16 protein-coding genes are annotated in these 14,695 nt (G+C 65.3%); 12 read left to right on the forward strand and 4 right to left on the reverse strand.

Annotated elements, in window-relative coordinates; translation table 11 throughout:
• Window positions 1–2: 2 nt before the first annotated feature.
• From V9L18_RS01840 to V9L18_RS01890, 11 genes are all read left to right on the forward strand, one after another.
• Window positions 3–182 (forward strand): hypothetical protein, encoded by a 180-nt coding sequence (locus V9L18_RS01840; RefSeq protein WP_337345465.1) that lies wholly within the window; start codon window positions 3–5, stop codon window positions 180–182.
• A gap of 134 nt (window positions 183–316) precedes the next feature.
• A complete protein-coding gene (locus tag V9L18_RS01845) occupies window positions 317–646 on the forward strand; it encodes a histone-like nucleoid-structuring protein Lsr2 (protein WP_337345466.1) in 330 nt (109 codons plus the stop codon).
• Between the two features lie 356 nt (window positions 647–1,002).
• Window positions 1,003–3,495: an ATP-dependent Clp protease ATP-binding subunit gene (locus V9L18_RS01850; protein ID WP_337345467.1), complete on the forward strand. Its 2,493-nt coding sequence runs from the start codon at window positions 1,003–1,005 to the stop codon at window positions 3,493–3,495.
• 170 nt (window positions 3,496–3,665) lie between these two features.
• Window positions 3,666–5,798, forward strand: a complete 2,133-nt coding sequence (locus tag V9L18_RS01855; protein ID WP_337345468.1) for a S9 family peptidase — start codon at window positions 3,666–3,668, stop codon at window positions 5,796–5,798.
• A gap of 181 nt (window positions 5,799–5,979) precedes the next feature.
• Complete coding sequence (locus V9L18_RS01860; RefSeq protein WP_337345469.1) at window positions 5,980–6,489, forward strand: amino-acid N-acetyltransferase; 510 nt, start codon at window positions 5,980–5,982, stop codon at window positions 6,487–6,489.
• 120 nt (window positions 6,490–6,609) lie between these two features.
• A complete protein-coding gene (locus V9L18_RS01865) occupies window positions 6,610–8,031 on the forward strand; it encodes an FAD-binding oxidoreductase (RefSeq protein WP_337345470.1) in 1,422 nt (473 codons plus the stop codon).
• Between the two features lie 334 nt (window positions 8,032–8,365).
• Window positions 8,366–9,367 carry a dihydroxyacetone kinase subunit DhaK gene (gene dhaK, locus V9L18_RS01870; protein WP_337345471.1) on the forward strand — a complete coding sequence of 334 codons (1,002 nt, stop codon included), beginning with the start codon at window positions 8,366–8,368 and terminating at the stop codon, window positions 9,365–9,367.
• A 2-nt stretch (window positions 9,368–9,369) separates the two neighbouring features.
• Entirely contained in the window at window positions 9,370–10,002 is a 633-nt protein-coding gene (gene dhaL, locus V9L18_RS01875) for a dihydroxyacetone kinase subunit DhaL (RefSeq protein WP_337345472.1), read from the forward strand.
• A complete protein-coding gene (gene dhaM / locus V9L18_RS01880) occupies window positions 9,999–10,697 on the forward strand; it encodes a dihydroxyacetone kinase phosphoryl donor subunit DhaM (RefSeq protein ID WP_337345473.1) in 699 nt (232 codons plus the stop codon). The genes dhaL and dhaM overlap by 4 nt, the downstream gene beginning before the upstream one ends.
• Window positions 10,698–10,763: 66 nt before the next feature.
• Complete coding sequence (locus V9L18_RS01885; RefSeq protein ID WP_337345474.1) at window positions 10,764–10,946, forward strand: hypothetical protein; 183 nt, start codon at window positions 10,764–10,766, stop codon at window positions 10,944–10,946.
• A gap of 92 nt (window positions 10,947–11,038) precedes the next feature.
• Window positions 11,039–11,317, forward strand: a complete 279-nt coding sequence (locus V9L18_RS01890; protein WP_337345475.1) for a hypothetical protein — start codon at window positions 11,039–11,041, stop codon at window positions 11,315–11,317.
• Window positions 11,318–11,333: 16 nt separating this feature from the next.
• Here V9L18_RS01890 and V9L18_RS01895 read toward each other — a convergent pair whose 3' ends face one another.
• From V9L18_RS01895 to V9L18_RS01910, 4 genes are all read right to left on the reverse strand, one after another.
• Entirely contained in the window at window positions 11,334–11,825 is a 492-nt protein-coding gene (locus V9L18_RS01895) for a hypothetical protein (protein WP_337345476.1), read from the reverse strand.
• A 37-nt stretch (window positions 11,826–11,862) separates the two neighbouring features.
• On the reverse strand, window positions 11,863–12,294 hold the full coding sequence (locus tag V9L18_RS01900) for a DUF3592 domain-containing protein (RefSeq protein WP_337345477.1): 432 nt from the start codon (window positions 12,292–12,294) through the stop codon (window positions 11,863–11,865).
• Between the two features lie 3 nt (window positions 12,295–12,297).
• Window positions 12,298–12,729, reverse strand: coding sequence for a DUF3592 domain-containing protein (locus V9L18_RS01905; RefSeq protein WP_337345478.1), 432 nt, complete (start codon window positions 12,727–12,729; stop codon window positions 12,298–12,300).
• Between the two features lie 76 nt (window positions 12,730–12,805).
• Window positions 12,806–13,762 (reverse strand): A/G-specific adenine glycosylase, encoded by a 957-nt coding sequence (locus tag V9L18_RS01910; protein WP_376044456.1) that lies wholly within the window; start codon window positions 13,760–13,762, stop codon window positions 12,806–12,808.
• Between the two features lie 194 nt (window positions 13,763–13,956).
• Between V9L18_RS01910 and V9L18_RS01915 the strand changes: the two genes are divergently transcribed.
• A complete protein-coding gene (locus V9L18_RS01915; RefSeq protein ID WP_337345479.1) occupies window positions 13,957–14,619 on the forward strand; it encodes a hypothetical protein in 663 nt (220 codons plus the stop codon).
• Window positions 14,620–14,695: the final 76 nt, after the last annotated feature.

Raw genomic sequence — 14,695 nt, forward strand, 5'->3', positions numbered from 1 at the left:
CCATGGAATACGTCGCCGTGCTTCTGCCCTCGCTTGTGGTGGGCTTGCTTTTCTGGTTTGCCATGAAGTCGATTTTCAATGCCGACAAAGCCGAGCGGCAGGCCGAGGCTAAAGCCCAGGCGGAGGCGGAAAGCCGTGCGTCGGGGCCATTGGACGCACCCGATACCGACGCGAATAAATAAAACGACAGAACTTTCTGGGAATATCCCCAGGAACCATTTCACGCTTTGACGCGTTGCCATAATGAGGGTCATACTTTTATCAGGAACATCCTGCTTTTCTGAAAACCCGAACCTTTCCAAGAGGAAGACTATTAATGGCACAGAAAGTAAACATCATCCTCGTAGATGATCTGGATGGGGGATCCGCGGACGAGAATGTCCGTTTTGGCCTCGATGGGGTCAGCTACGAAATTGATCTGTCCTCGGCCAACGCGGCCGAGCTCCGTTCGTCCCTGGAGCGGTTTATTGCTGCAGGGCGCAAGACATCCGCCGGCCGTGCCACCCGCACGAAGGCAGTTTCTGGCGCCCGAAGCAATGACTCCGCCCAAATCCGGCAGTGGGCACGGGACAACGGCTACACGGTTAACAGCCGGGGTCGAATTCAGGCTGAAATCCAAGAAGCCTACCAAAAGGCAAATTCCTAGGACCTTGCCTCCTGGCGGCGTAATAGGCCCTGTCTTCACCCTTGGGTGGAGGCAGGGTTTTTTGTGCCAAATGACTATTAGCAAGCCCGCTTCAGTCGAGTGGAAACAGTTGGATGGAAAAGACGCCGACTTCACTTCAGGTCAATCGCGAAGGGCATTTCCGGCGAACGATCCGGCGCGCCCAGCGGACCTTCGGAGGTGGCAGTGGGCCGGACGGCCGGGCGCTGTCATGTCCTGGCGGAAGCACCTGCGGGATATTCCCGCGCCGGCCCCGGTTTCCCCTGTGGCGAACACGCTCCACAAGTCTGGGTCGGCCACGTAGCATCAAAGTACGTCGTAGCTAGGAGTGTGGCGAAATGTTTGAGCGATTTACGGACCGTGCCCGTCGCGTAGTTGTGCTTGCCCAAGAAGAGGCACGCATGCTGAACCACAATTACATTGGTACCGAACACATCCTCTTGGGTCTGATCCATGAAGGTGAGGGCGTTGCCGCCAAGGCTCTTGAGTCCTTGAGCATTTCGCTCGACGGCGTGCGCGAGCAGGTGCAGGAGATTATCGGGCAGGGCCAGCAGGCCCCATCCGGCCACATCCCCTTCACCCCCCGCGCCAAGAAGGTGCTGGAACTCTCCCTGCGGGAGGCTTTGCAGCTGGGCCACAATTACATCGGCACGGAGCACATCCTGCTGGGACTCATCCGTGAGGGTGAGGGCGTGGCAGCCCAGGTGCTGGTGAAGCTCGGCGCAGACCTCAACCGGGTCCGCCAGCAGGTCATCCAGCTCCTCTCCGGCTACCAGGGCAAGGAAACCACCGGCGCCGGCGTTGGCGCGGGCCAGCCCGAAGGCACGCCGGCCGGTTCGGTGGTCCTGGACCAGTTCGGCCGCAACCTGACCCAGGCTGCCCGCGAGAACAAGCTGGACCCGGTCATCGGACGTGAATCCGAAATGGAACGCGTGATGCAGGTCCTTTCGCGCCGTACCAAGAACAACCCCGTTCTGATCGGCGAGCCCGGTGTTGGCAAGACCGCCGTCGTCGAAGGCCTTGCCCAGGCGATCGTCCGCGGCGACGTCCCGGAGACCATCAAGGACAAGCAGCTGTACACCCTGGACCTCGGGTCCTTGGTGGCAGGCTCCCGGTACCGCGGCGACTTCGAAGAGCGCCTGAAGAAGGTGCTCAAGGAAATCCGCACCCGCGGCGACATCATCCTTTTCATCGACGAGATCCACACCCTGGTGGGTGCCGGTGCCGCCGAAGGTGCCATCGATGCTGCGTCCATCCTCAAGCCCATGCTGGCCCGCGGTGAACTGCAGACCATTGGCGCCACCACGCTGGACGAGTACCGCAAGCACATCGAGAAGGACGCCGCCCTGGAGCGCCGCTTCCAGCCGATCCAGGTCAAGGAGCCCTCAGTTGCGCACGCAATCGAGATCCTCAAGGGCCTGCGTGACCGCTACGAGGCGCACCACCGCGTGACCATCACCGACGGCGCCCTGGCCTCCGCTGCCAGCCTCGCTGAACGCTACATCTCGGACCGCTTCCTGCCGGACAAGGCCATTGACCTGATCGACGAGGCCGGCGCCCGGCTGCGCATCCGCCGGATGACTGCCCCGCCGGAGCTGAAGGCCATGGACGAGCGGATTGCCAAGCTCAAGATGGAGAAGGAGTCCGCGATCGACGCGCAGGACTTCGAAGGTGCTGCCGCGCTCCGCGACAAGGAGCAGAAGCTTATTACGGAGCGCTCTGAGAAGGAACGCCACTGGAAGTCCGGCGGTATGGATGACATCTCCGAGGTGGATGAGGATCTCATTGCCGAGGTGTTGGCCAACTCCACGGGCATTCCGGTCTTCAAGCTGACCGAGGAAGAGTCCTCGCGCCTGCTGAAGATGGAAGAGGAACTGCACAAGCGCGTTGTGGGCCAGAACGAGGCCATCCGGTCCCTGTCCCAGGCGATCCGCCGCACACGTGCAGGCCTGAAGGACCCCAAGCGTCCGGGCGGCTCCTTCATCTTCGCCGGTCCCACGGGCGTCGGCAAGACCGAACTGGCCAAGGCTCTCGCCGAGTTCCTGTTCGGTGAAGAGGACGCCCTTATCACGCTGGACATGTCCGAGTACTCCGAGAAGCACACGGTTTCGCGCCTTTTCGGTGCACCTCCGGGCTACGTGGGCTACGAGGAAGGTGGCCAGCTGACCGAGAAGGTTCGCCGCCGTCCATTCTCCGTGGTCCTGTTCGACGAAGTGGAAAAGGCCCATGCGGACCTCTTCAACTCCCTCCTGCAAATCTTGGAAGACGGCCGCCTGACCGACTCCCAGGGCCGTGTAGTGGACTTCAAGAACACCGTGATCATCATGACCACGAACCTCGGAACGCGGGATATTTCGAAGAGCGTTGCCACCGGCTTCCAGTCGGGCACGGACACGCAGACCGGTTACAACCGGATGCGGGCCCGCGTCACGGAGGAGCTCAAGCAGCACTTCCGTCCCGAGTTCCTGAACCGTGTTGACGACGTCGTGGTCTTCCCGCAGCTGACCCAGGACGAGATCATCGAGATCGTGGACATGTTCGTGGCACGCTTGGAGAAGCGACTCAAGGACAAGGACATGGGCATCGAGCTCACGCCGGCCGCCAAGGTGCTCCTCGCCACCCGTGGCTACGATCCCGCCATGGGTGCCCGGCCGCTGCGCCGTACCATCCAGCGCGAGATCGAGGACCAGCTTTCCGAGAAGATCCTGTTCGGCGAAATCCACGCCGGCGACATCGTAGTAGTGGATGTGGACGGCGAAGGCGACGACGCCAAGTTCACCTTCGCTGGCAACGCCAAGCCGCGCATCCCGGAAATCGCTCCGAGCGCCTAGCAACAAGCCAAGGCCCCGCCCGCTCCCGAAAAGGAGCAGGCGGGGCCTTTCGCTTTCCCCTCTCCATCTACTCAGGGGACCGCTGGCTTGAGTGAGCGACATCGAGCTGCGGCGTCGTGTGTCGGCCATTGGGGTTTGTGATGCGGGGCACAGTCGGGTTGAATCGGGGCATGGAAACTGAAAACCCGGCGATCCCGGGCGAGCAACCTGAAACCCCATTCCACGACCTCGACCACTACTTGGCCATTCCGCGCGTCAGCGGTTTGTCCCTGAGCCCGGACGGCCGGAGGCTGGTCACCACCGTGTCCACGCTCAACGGCAAGGGCACCGAATTCGCTACGGCCCTGTGGGAGCTGGATCCCTCCGGGGAGAGGCACGCCCGGCGCATCACCCGCAGCGCCAAGGGCGAGGCCGGGGCCGCCTTCGCGGCCAACGGCGACGTCTACTTCACCTCCGCGCGCCCGGACCCGGACAGCCCCGACGCAGATCCCGTCAACGCACTGTGGCTTTTGCCGGCCGACGGCGGGGAAGCCCGCGTGGTTCTCTCGCGCCCCGGCGGGGTTGGTTCTGTCATGGCCGCCCGGAACGCGGACGCCACCTTTGTCACGGCAGAGATCCTGGCCGGGTCAACGGACGAGGAGAACGACGCCGACCGGCGCAAATCCCGCAAGGACAACAAGGTCGCGGCCATCCTTCACAGCGAATACCCGGTCCGATACTGGGACGCCGACCTGGGGCCGGGGCAGCCGCGGATTTTCGCCGTGGAACCGGGCGAGGACAAGGAACCTGGCAGGCCGTCCACTGTTGATGCGACGGCGCCGCTGCAGCTCCGAAACCTGACCCCGGACGCCGGTCCGCGGCTCCGTGAGGCCGAGACTGTGGTCAGTCCGGATGGCCGGACCATCTACACGAGCTACACCCGGCCGCTGGCCAAGGCGGACAGCCGCTCGGTCCTGGTCGCCGTGGACGTGGCCACCGCAAGCCAGAAGGTACTCCTGGACCAGGCGGGCATGAGCTACTTCCCCGGCCCGGTCAGCCCCGACGGGAACACACTGGTGGTGGTCAGCGAAAGCGACACCACCCCGCACGAGGCCCCACAGGTCAAGTTGCATCTGCTGGACGTTTCAGGCAACGCCCACGAGTCAAACGGCAACAACGCCGGCCTCACCCCGCTGGTCCCCGACTGGGACCGCTGGGCAAAGCCGGCAGCGTGGCTCCCCGACGGGTCCGCCCTCCTGGTCACCGCGGACGACGACGGCGCGTCGCCCGTTTTCCGGATTAGCGTTCCGGCGTCTGCCGCGGAAGTGAGCGTCACCCGGGTGACCCAGGATGCGGCGGCGTACACCGACGTCGTGGTTTCTCCCGGCGGGCGCACTGCATATGCCTTGCGAAGCTCCTATGAGTTCCCACCGGAGGCCGTACGAATCAACCTGGAAACGGGGGAGACTGCCAGGCTGCCGGCCCCGGCAGAACGGCCAAAGCGCGCCGGCCGGCTGGAGCGGCTGGCTGCCACAGCCGGGGACGGTACGCGAGTGCCGGCGTACCTGGCGCTGCCCGACGGCGCGTCGGCTGAGTCGCCTGCGCCCATGCTGCTGTGGATTCACGGCGGGCCGCTGGCGTCCTGGAACGCCTGGACCTGGCGGTGGAACCCCTGGCTGCTGACAGCGAAGGGGTACGCGGTTCTGCTGCCCGATCCGGCCTTATCCACGGGCTATGGGCAGGCGCACATTCAGCGGGGCTGGGGCGAGTGGGGCAAGGCGCCCTTCACGGACCTGATGGCTGTCACCGACACTGCCGTGCAGCGCCCGGACATCGATGAAAGCCGCACCGCGGCCATGGGTGGGTCCTTCGGCGGCTACATGGCCAACTGGGTGGCAGGCCAGACGGACCGGTTCAAGGCGATCGTCACGCACGCCAGCCTGTGGGCCCTGGACCAGTTCGGCCCCACCACGGATGCCTCGCAATACTGGCTCAAGGAAATGACCGCGGAGATGGCGCTGGAGAACTCGCCGCACCTCCATGTCGAAAAAATCAGCACCCCCATGCTGGTGATCCATGGCGACAAGGACTACCGTGTTCCCATCGGAGAGGGCCTGCGGCTCTGGTATGAACTCCTCTCCAAATCCAGGCTGGCCGCGGACGAGGACGGCCAGACCCCGCACCGTTTCCTCTACTTCCCGGACGAGAACCACTGGATCCTGCAGCCGCAGCATGCCAAGGTCTGGTACGGCGTCGTGGAGAGCTTCCTCGCCAAGAACGTGCTGGGCAAGGACGTTCCGGTGCCTGCGGAGCTTGGTCTCTAGCCTCCGGTTCTGGTTACCTCCGGCTCTGGTTACCTCCGGCTCGGAAGCTGGGACATTTCCCGCTTGCTGCTCCTTCGTCGCTCTGACGCAAGCTACAGAAATGTCCCAGCCTCCTTCACCTCCTGCCGAACGTCACGGCGCTGTCCCGCGGACCGTACACGCGCCTCGTAGGATTGAGCCTGTGACTGACTCCTTTCATATCCGTCCTGCCCGCACCGGCGATGTGGCCGCCATCAAGAGGCTGGTGGCGCCGCTGGCGGAGCAGCGGATCCTCATGGCCAAGGAGACGGTGGCCTACTACGAGAGCCTGCAGGAGTTCCGGATCGCAGAATCGGACGACGGCGACGTCATCGGCTGCGGCGCTCTGCACGTTATGTGGGAAGACCTGGCCGAGGTGCGCACTCTTGCCGCGTCCGATGCCTGGCGCGGCAAGGGTGTGGGCCACGTGTTGGTGGAGAGCCTCCTGGAGGAGGCCCGCGCGCTCGGTGTTGCCCGCGTTTTCTGCCTCACCTTCGAGGTGGACTTCTTCAAGCGCCACGGTTTCGAAGTGATGGAGGACCAGTCCGCGGTGGACCCAGTGGTCTACTCCGAACTACTCCGCTCCCATGACGAAGGTGTGGCCGAGTTCCTCGATCTGGCGCGGGTAAAGCCCAACACTTTGGGCAACACGCGGATGATCAAGTTCCTCTGACACTCGGCTGGCCAGGGGCCGGAAATTATGGATGATTTTTGAAGTCTTTTCGTTGATCGATTCGATGGATAAACTAGGTGAACTTGCTGGGGAGCAAACCCCGACTATCGAAAGCACCTCATGCACATCCTCTCCTCCCACACGGAAAAAACCGAGCTTCAGCTTCTGGTCCGCGGGCTCGTATATGCCCCCGGCGACGCCCACTATGAAGCGGAAGTCGCAGCCTTTAACCTCGCCACCCGCCACACTCCGGACTTGGTGCTGAGTGCGGTCAACGCCGACGACGTCGTTGCCGCAGTCAGGTGGGCCGCCGCCCGCGACATGTCCATCTCGGTCCAGTCCACTGGCCACGGCGCCGCGAATGCCATCACCGGCGGCCTGCTGATCAGCACCCGGCTCATGCTGGAACTATCCATAGATCCCGAAGAACAGACCGCCCGGGTGGGCGCCGGCGTGCGCTGGCGGGACGTCCTCCGGGCTGCGGCCCCCTATGGGCTGATGGGCCTGCACGGCTCCACCACCGACGTCGGCGTTGTTGGCTATACCCTCGGTGGCGGCATTCCGCTGCTGGGACGGAAGTACGGCTTCGCGTCGGACCACGTGCTTGCGTTCGACCTTGTCACCCCCGACGGCGTGCTGCGCAGGGTGGATGCCCACAGCGATCCGCGGCTGTTCGGGCTGCTTCGCGGCGGCAAGGGCAACTTCGGCATCGTCACGGCGATGGAGTTTTCGCTGTTCCCGGCCGGCGAGCTGTTCGCGGGCGGCATCTTCTACGAGGGTAGCCACGCCCGTGAAGTGCTCGCGGCCTTCCGTCGCTGGAGCGGGTCGCTGCCGGCGGAGGCCTCCGCGTCGCTGGCCTTCCTGCGGTTGCCGGACATGGAGGAAGTGCCGGGCTTCCTGCGTGGCAAGTTTGTGATGCACCTGCGGTTTGCCTGGCAGGGCACCGCGGAGGAAGGAGCGCGGCTGCTCGCTCCGATGCGCGTGGCCGCTCCCGTCCTGGTAGACGGCGTCGGTCCCCTTCCCTACTTACGGGTGGATGAGATCCACGCCGATCCGGAGCATCCGGTGCCCGTCCACGAAGGTGGAATGCTGCTTAGGGAACTCAGCGACGGTCTGGCGGAAGCATTGCTTCAGCTGGCCGGGCCGGACAGCACCGCTCCGCTCCTGCTGGCGGAGATCCGGCTGATGGGCGGCGCGCTGGCCGTTCCACTCAACGGAGCCGATCCCGACGGCGACTGCGTGGGCGGGCGCGATGCCCCACTCTCGTTCTTCGCGGTGGGGATCATGGCACCGCAGATTGCCCACCTGGTTCCGGCCGCCATCACCGCCGCACGTTTGGCGCTTGAGCCGTTCGGAACGGGAGGCACCGCTGTCAACCTGCACGGACACCTCGCTGCGCCCGAGTTGGCGGCCAGCGCTTGGCCGGAGGCTGCCCGGGTCCGGCTCGGCGAAGCGAAGGCGGAGCTGGATCCGAAGAACCTCTTCCGTCATGGCCACGCCATCCTGCCCGCGGCAAGGGTAGTCCACACCGCGGTGGCCTGACTCGTTGAGCCGCCAGCCCCGCCGTCCGTTCGGATGGCGGGGCTGCGTCATATCAGGACTTTTCCTTGCTTTAGTCGAATTGATGGATAAACTATGGATGGCCTGTGTTTGGGGGCACGTGCGCAAAGGGACAGTCATTGGGGGCTGTCCCTTTCGTCGTTTCCGGCCACGCGCGGCCAACGCGGGCAACCCGGGGGCAAGGCTAGCGGCAGAGGCTGACGGGCAGAGGCTAGCAGGCAGACGCAGGCCGCAAGGGCGGGAACTACCGGAGTGCGGGTGGCGGTAGTAGGGTCAAAGTGACATCCTCCAGGAAGACTGACCGCCCGGGAGCCCCGTGAAAAAACTCATCAACGATCCCCGCGCTTTTGTGGACGAGTCAGTGGACGGCTTCGGCATGGCCCATGCCGACCTTGTCACCGTCAGTGCAGAGCCCCGGTTCATCATCCGCAAGGACGCGCCGGTGGCCGGCAAAGTGGGGCTGGTGTCCGGCGGCGGAAGCGGCCACGAACCGCTTCACGCCGGCTTTGTGGGGCGGGGAATGCTCGACGCCGCCGTGCCTGGGGCGGTGTTCACCTCTCCGACGCCGGACCAGATCCTTCCGGCGACCCAGGCAGCGGACTCAGGTGCTGGCGTCGTCCATATCGTGAAGAACTACACCGGTGACGTGCTGAACTTCGAAATGGCCGCCGAGTTGGCCGAGGCCGAAGGGGTGCAGGTCCGCACGGTCCTGGTCAATGATGACGTTGCCGTGGAGGACTCGCTGTATACGGCTGGGCGGCGGGGTGTGGGCGGAACGGTGCTCGTGGAGAAAATCGCCGGTGCCGCTGCTGAGCGGGGCGACAACCTGGACGCCGTGGCCGCCATCGGTGACCGCGTAAACAGCAACGTCCGCACTATGGGCGTAGCTCTGGCTGCATGCACGGTGCCGCATGCAGGCTCACCCAGTTTCGATCTCGGTGAGAACCAGATCGAGATCGGCATCGGGATCCACGGCGAACCCGGCCGGCACAAAATCCCCTTGGAAAGCGCGGACGCCATTACTGACAGGCTGCTGGAACCGGTGCTCAGCGACCTCGGCATCGCCGCTGGCGACAAAGTGCTCTTGTTCGTCAACGGAATGGGCGGGACGCCGCTGAGCGAGCTCTACATTGTGTTCCGGCGCGCCGCCCGGGTGATCGCGAACAAAGGCGCCACCGTGGAACGCTCGCTGGTGGGGAACTACGTCACCGCCCTGGACATGCAGGGCTGCTCCATTTCCGTCCTACGGCTCGACGATGAGTTGACCGGACTGTGGGACGCCCCGGTCCACACGGCCGCCTTGCGCTGGGGAGTGTAGCAATGGTTCTCGATGCGAATTGGGCCGTGAAGTGGCTGACACTCTGCGCCCAGGCCATGGCGGAACACCGGGCGTGGCTCATTGAACTGGACCGTGCCATCGGGGATTCGGACCACGGCGAAAACATGGACCGCGGCTTCCAGGCCGTGCTGGACAAACTCGCCGAGGTCCCCCCGGCAACGCCTGGGGCAGCACTGAAGTTGACGGCCATGACGTTGATGTCCAAGGTGGGAGGCGCCGCCGGTCCCCTGTATGGAACCGCCTTCCTCCGGGCCGCGGCATCCCTGGGCGATTCGCTAGAGGTGGAACCCGCGGCCTTCGCAGGGGCCCTGGTAGCGGCCAGGGACGGGATTGTGGCCAGGGGCAAGGCCGAGCCGGGCGACAAGACCATGGTTGATGCGTGGACGCCGGCTGCTGAAGCGGCCCTTCTCGCGGCAGCAGGCGGTGCCGGCACGGTCCTCGAGGTACTGGTGGCTGCCGCCGAGGCTGCTGAAGCGGGTGCCGTCGCCACAGATCCCATGGTTGCCCGCAAGGGACGCGCCAGTTACCTGGGGGAGCGGAGCGCCGGCCACCGTGACCCCGGGGCCGCCTCCAGTGCCCTGATCCTGCGCGCGGCAGTCGGGGCCGCGGCGTGAGCGTCGCCCTGGTTGTGGTCTCCCATAGTGAAAAAATAGCCGACGGCGCCGCGGAACTTGCCGCGCAGATGGCACCTGATGTTTCGATAGTGTCCGCCGGGGGCACCCCGGACGGCCGGATCGGCACCAGCCTGGAGAGGGTCATGGCCGCCTTGGAGCAAGCTTCAGGCGGGGATGGTGTGGTGGTCCTGACCGATCTGGGATCGGCCGTCATGACAGCAGAATCCGCGCTGGAGTTTGCGGGGCACCCGGACGGTGTACTGCTGGCCGATGCCCCTCTGGTGGAAGGGCTGGTGGCTGCAGCCGTGGCAGCGCAGGGCGGGGCGGACGTACACGCCGTCAAGCGTGCGGCGGAAGGGGTGTACGGCTCCGCGCAGGGGGTGCCGCCGTCGTCCTCCTTCAGTGCTGTCGAAGAGGGCTCAGTGACAGGGGCAGGGCCGGAGTTTACTGGCGACTTTGAGCTCATCAACCAGGCGGGCATGCATGCGCGCCCGGCGGCCAAGATCGCCGGGGGGCTCTCGTCCCTGGACGCGCGCGTGACCGTCAATGGCCTGGACGGGACCTCGATGACTGCTCTGATGACGCTTGCCGCCGGCAAGGGTTCGGTGCTGCATGTGGAAGCCTGGGGCGTTGACGCCGAGCGGGCAGTCAACTACGTTGGCGGGCTGGTCCAGGCTGGATTCGGGGAACCATAGGAGTCCCTGCCGTCCTGTTTGGGCTGTCCCCGGTGTGTTCGCTCCGTCCTGTCATAGCCTGCGAATATGCTCGATGCCATGGAACGGCTCGACTTGGATGACAATTGCCCGCTGGTGGTGCTGGACGGACAGACATCCATCGAGGAGCTCTTCGCGGAACTCGGCTTTGAGTGGCGGGCATCGGCGGACCTGGCCGGCCCGGACGCTGACGGCTCGGGCGGCTTGCTGGGCCAGGCCACCCTGTTCTGATGGGCGCTAAGGTGCCACTTCGCGTTCACGTGCCGTTAACGGTGGTGCCCTAGATTGTCCCTTCAGGCACTCTCTGCTCGAAGGGATCCATCATGGCCAATATTGCTGAAATTCTTGGCAGGCTAACCCCTGAAGAACTGGACGGGCTGCGCGGGCTTGGGCCCCAGGGCCATCTGACCAGGCCGCTCGTGGAAGCCCTTGACCGGGCCGCCGGTGGTGCCGGTGCCGGCCGCGGCTACTACGTTCCCACCGGCAGCGTGAGCGAAACCGGCGGTCCCCATCTTGTCCTGCGAAGCGACGTCTCGGCATGGCTGTTCGGGACAGCTCCGCAGGTTCCGCACGCGGGGGCAGCCGACCCCGCCCAGCCTTAAGCGGACCTACCTGGCGTCAGGGTGCCTGCCGCAGCCCCTTGGCGTCGAGCACTACTGATGCCGTTATGAACCGTCCGCACTGCTCGCCGTAGGGGAATTCGCCGCGGGGACGGAAGTCCAGTGTCCGCACGGGCAGCGCCGAGCCGTCCGGGGAGGTTCCGGTGGCCGTCACCGCCATGGGCGATTCGGTCAGGGAGTCCAGGAACAGCATGCCGATCATGGTCCCGTCGGGGGAAGCCGTTGCAGAGCAGACGCCGTCCGGACTGCAGCCTTGATCAATGGAAACGCTGCCCTGGTGCAGCTCGAGGGTATCCTCGGTGCACACACCGTCCTGGCACGCCTTCAGCCGCAGGGTGCCCACCTGCGGCACGTAGGGGGCAGCAACGGTAACCGACACAACAGACGCCTGTGCGATCGCCGGACACGGTGTTTCGTAAGGGAAGTAGTAGCAGCCAGAGGTGAGCGCCGTCGTCGTTATCAGTGCCAGAAGTACCCCGGACTTGCTCATACTTCAGGGTAGGACCGGCGGGCGGATGCCCGCACGGCTACCAGGAAAGTGACGCAAACATCGTTATGGCCAGCACGCCGAAGGTCACCAGAATGAGACCTGTTGCCATTCGACCCTTGGCAATAACGAAGACCGGCAGGGTGGATTCGGCCGGGTTGGCCGGGTTGTAGGCCACCGGAATCGTGGTGCCGATGATCGCCTGGTCGCGGCTGTAGATGTCGGACTGCCCCAGCCACCGCTGGCCGCGTGTGTCCGCGAATTCGTAGGACGGGGCGAACCGGTCCCGGCCGTTGCTGGCCGGGCCGTCTGCGCCGTGGAGGTTGCCCATGACGGTGGCGGACGTGTGCACCCACCCCGTCATGGAGCGTCGCCGGCGCAACGATGCTGAGAGGGACATGCCCGCCAGGATCAGGCCGAGCACCAGGAAGAGTCCCGGCAGGACAACAAAAAGCAGCTTCAGGAAATCCATGGGTCAGCCCACCGGAAAGATGCCGATAAACCAGAACGAGCCCAGGGCGAAGAGTGCGAAGAACGGCATCAGGCAGCCCATCACCTTTTTTGATTTGTACGCCACCTGGAACGACTGGTTGGGATTTGCCGGGTTGTACGCCACTTCGAGCAGCGATCCGGGCACCTGCTGGTTTACGTACGAAACCTCGGATTCGCCCGCATACAGCGTCCCGTTGGGGTCAGCGAACTGGTAGGTGGGGTAGAAGCGCCTGTTCCGCGTTGAGCCGCCTCCGCCATGTGTCCACCCCGCGACGTTGCCGGTCACCGTTGCCTGCGCCTTGGGCCAGCTGGTGATCAGGTTCTCGTGGCGCTTGGCCTTGCGCAGCGTGTGGACAAAGGCAAAAACAACGCCCACCACAAACAGCGCCCAAATGATGTAAAGCACGATCTTCATGGAATTCCCCCGGTTCCGGTCACCAAGAAGTATGCCACCCCTGAAGGGACGGGCCGTTGTCAATGGCTGGAATGGCTCAGGCAGGCAGCCGGTAGCCGCCCTGGTGCAGCTCGGCGAGGCCGTCGCCGAGGAGCCCCGCCAGCGCGCGTTCCAGCTGTTCCGGGGCCGAGTTGAGCCTGTGCAGCGCGGCCAGCGGCACGCCGATTCCGTCGGGCGCGAAACCGAGGTCCGCCGGTTCCTGCTGGAACATCTCCGGCGGGACGGGCCGGTCAGCGACGCGCAGCACGGCCATCACGGCTCCCCGGACCTGGCGGTCGGTGCCGTGCCACGCCTGGCCTTTCGGAACGTACGACGGCGGCGGCTCGCCTGCCGCCAGCCACGCACACGAGTCCCGCACGGGACACACGGCGCATTTCGGCGCACGAGCCGTGCACACCAGCGCCCCGAGTTCCATCACCGCAGCATTCCAGCGCACGGACGTGTCGGCGTCGTCCGGCAGCAGTTCCGCCGCGAGCCGCATCTCCGCGGACGTCAGGGATGGGGAGGGAAGCGCGACGCCGGACATAAGCCGGGCATGGACGCGGCGGATGTTGGTGTCCACCACGGTTTCCCGGCGGCCGAATGCGAACGCCGCCACCGCGGCAGCTGTGTAACTGCCCACGCCGGGGAGGTCCAGGAGCTCGGCGTAGGTGCCCGGGACCTGGCCGCCGTGATCGCGTCCGATGGCAACGGCCGCCGCGTGCAGTCGAAGGGCCCGGCGGGGATAACCCAGCCTGCCCCAGTGCCGGACTGCTTCCCCTGCCGGTTCGGAGGCCAGGTCTCCGGGGGTGGGCCAGCGTTCGAGCCATTCCCGCCACACCGGCAGCACGCGGACCACCGGCGTCTGCTGCAGCATGATTTCGCTGACCAGCACGCCCCACGGCGAGCAGGCAGGTTCCCGCCACGGGAGGTCGCGGGCAGTCTCGGCGAACCAGTTGTTGATCCCGCTGTGCAGGTGGACGAGGCTGGAGCCGCGGGCGGACGGCTGCTTCAAGTTTGCAGTCGAAGGTGCTGGGGCGAGGGTTGTGGCGTCGATCCCAACACTGTAGTGGATCCCCGGTTTGGGATGCCAAGCGGGGCGCCGAAACGGCCGGAAACCCAGCCCGGAACCAATCCGTGACCATAGCGTTGGCGGGGTGCGCGGCGTGGTGGGGCGGCGGAGCCCGGCCGGTTCTCTAGCCTAGAAGGATGGGTAGGCAAGGCACTTCAACATCACGCAGCAAGGCTTCCGCATCCGGTTCCCGCACCGGACGGAAGCCGAGCCCCGCCGTGTACCGGCGGCGTCGACTGTTCGTGGGAGCCGCCCTGCTGATGGTAGCTGCCATGGTGTTTGGAGGCTTCGCGGCGGCTGGGGCATTCAGCGGCAGTTCCAGCCAGGTTTCCTCCACTGGCGATCCCACCGCCGGCCCCACTGAGGCTGTGCCGTCGGCCAACCCCACGAGCACGCCTACCGCAACTCCCGGCTGCAACCAGAACCTGGTGACCGTTTCGGCGTCCACCGACAAGGCAGCCTACGGCCCGGACGAGAACCCGCTGCTCACCCTCAAGGTGACAAATGGCGGCACGATGCCCTGCGAAGTGAATATCGGCACGTCCCAGATGGAGTTCCTGGTGACAAGCGGTGCGGACAGAATCTTCTCGTCCCGGGACTGCCAGGCCAAGAGCGAGGACCTGGTGAAGACCATCGCGCCGGGTGCCAGCGAAACGGCGAACTTTCCGTGGGCACGGAACCGGACCTTGGAAGGCTGCCAACCCATCGAGGCCAAGCCGGGAGCCGGCGGGGCCTACTACATCTTCACGGCCAAACTCGGCTCCAGGGCAAGCCCGAAAGCAGTTTTTCAGCTCAGCTGACCGAGTCTTTCCTCTTCCGTTGCTCCGATAACGCCCTTTTCGTGGCTCGGAACGGCGCTTACGGAGCATTCGATGG

The organism is Pseudarthrobacter sp. CCNWLW217, assembly GCF_037203985.1.
Taxonomy (GTDB): domain Bacteria; phylum Actinomycetota; class Actinomycetes; order Actinomycetales; family Micrococcaceae; genus Arthrobacter.

Coding starts and splice junctions, on each gene's coding strand:
- V9L18_RS01840 (WP_337345465.1), top strand. CDS start 3: ATGGAATACGTCGCCGTGCTTCTGCCCTCGCTTGTGGTGGGCTTGCTT.
- V9L18_RS01915 (WP_337345479.1), top strand. CDS start 13,957: ATGGGTAGGCAAGGCACTTCAACATCACGCAGCAAGGCTTCCGCATCC.
- V9L18_RS01895 (WP_337345476.1), bottom strand. CDS start 11,825: ATGAGCAAGTCCGGGGTACTTCTGGCACTGATAACGACGACGGCGCTC.
- V9L18_RS01900 (WP_337345477.1), bottom strand. CDS start 12,294: ATGGATTTCCTGAAGCTGCTTTTTGTTGTCCTGCCGGGACTCTTCCTG.
- dhaL (WP_337345472.1), top strand. CDS start 9,370: ATGGTTCTCGATGCGAATTGGGCCGTGAAGTGGCTGACACTCTGCGCC.
- V9L18_RS01885 (WP_337345474.1), top strand. CDS start 10,764: ATGCTCGATGCCATGGAACGGCTCGACTTGGATGACAATTGCCCGCTG.
- V9L18_RS01865 (WP_337345470.1), top strand. CDS start 6,610: ATGCACATCCTCTCCTCCCACACGGAAAAAACCGAGCTTCAGCTTCTG.
- V9L18_RS01855 (WP_337345468.1), top strand. CDS start 3,666: ATGGAAACTGAAAACCCGGCGATCCCGGGCGAGCAACCTGAAACCCCA.
- V9L18_RS01850 (WP_337345467.1), top strand. CDS start 1,003: ATGTTTGAGCGATTTACGGACCGTGCCCGTCGCGTAGTTGTGCTTGCC.
- V9L18_RS01905 (WP_337345478.1), bottom strand. CDS start 12,729: ATGAAGATCGTGCTTTACATCATTTGGGCGCTGTTTGTGGTGGGCGTT.
- V9L18_RS01890 (WP_337345475.1), top strand. CDS start 11,039: ATGGCCAATATTGCTGAAATTCTTGGCAGGCTAACCCCTGAAGAACTG.
- V9L18_RS01845 (WP_337345466.1), top strand. CDS start 317: ATGGCACAGAAAGTAAACATCATCCTCGTAGATGATCTGGATGGGGGA.